Annotated in this window: 2 protein-coding genes; one reads left to right on the forward strand and one right to left on the reverse strand. The window is 60.1% G+C overall.

Annotated elements, in window-relative coordinates; all coding sequences use genetic code 11:
* Positions 1-566, forward strand: a 566-nt coding sequence (locus B3873_RS13690; RefSeq protein ID WP_286866688.1) for a YlqF/YawG family GTPase, incomplete at its 5' end; no start/stop codon positions are given.
* Positions 567-719: 153 nt separating this feature from the next.
* Here the strand turns inward: B3873_RS13690 and B3873_RS13695 are convergent.
* Positions 720-1025: MetQ/NlpA family ABC transporter substrate-binding protein (locus B3873_RS13695; RefSeq protein ID WP_286866689.1), on the reverse strand; the 306-nt coding region annotated here is incomplete at its 5' end.

The raw sequence follows: 1025 nt of genomic DNA on the forward strand, positions 1-1025 counted from the left end.
CCCTGATGAATGCGCTGCTGAAAAAGCGCGTGGCCGCCGTCGGCGATGAGCCGGCCGTGACCAAGACCCAGCAGCGTCTCTACCTGGGCAACAACATGGTGCTCACCGATACCCCCGGTATGCTCTGGCCCAAGATCGAACATCCCAGCGATGGCCTGATGCTGGCGGCCAGCCATGCGGTGGGCAGCAATGCGCTGATCGAAGAGGAAGTGGCGACCTTCCTGGCCGACCTGCTGCTGCAGCGCTATCCGCAGTTGCTCAAGGCGCGTTATGGCTTCAATACCGAAGGCATGGACGGCGTAGCCGTGGTGGAGGGCGTGGCGGCCAAGCGTGGCTTCCGTCTGAAGGGAGGCGAATACGATTTCGAGAAGGCCGCGCACACCTTCCTGCAGGATTACCGCAGCGGCGCACTGGGCCGCATCTCGCTGGAAACGCCGCAGTCGCGTGCCGAGCTGCTGGCGACCTATCAGTCCACCGACAATCCCGATGCCCTGCAGGCCGAGGATGAAGAGGAAGACGACGAGGACTACGACTGGCGAGACGCTCCGGATCATCGGGGGCGTTGAAACTAAGTTTTGCTTTCCGGAAAACTTAGAAACCGGATGTCAGAAACTAAGTTTTTGAGGGATCACCGGTTGGCGGAAAATTCCCGCCCAATGAAAAAGGCCAGCTCGATGAGCTGGCCTTTTCGTTGATGCAGGCAAGTCAGGCGTTGCGGATTACCAGGAGGTGATCACGGAACCCTTGTACTTTTCCAGCACGAACTTCTTCACTTCCGGGCTGTGGTAAGCCTTGACCAGCTTGGCGACCCAGGGCTTGTCCTTGTCGGCGATGCGCACGGCGATCACGTTGGCGTAGGGACCGGTGGAGGCTTCCACGGCGATCGCATCCTTGGTCGGCGACAGGCCGGCCGATTCGGCGTAGTTGCCGTTGATGACGGCAGCATCGAAGTCATCCAGCGAACGCGGCAGCTGGGCGGCATCCAGTTCGATGATCTTGATCTTCTTGGGGTTTTCCACGATGTC

It is taken from the genome of Herbaspirillum sp. UBA812, assembly GCF_002296545.1.
GTDB lineage: Bacteria > Pseudomonadota > Gammaproteobacteria > Burkholderiales > Burkholderiaceae_D > Herbaspirillum > Herbaspirillum huttiense.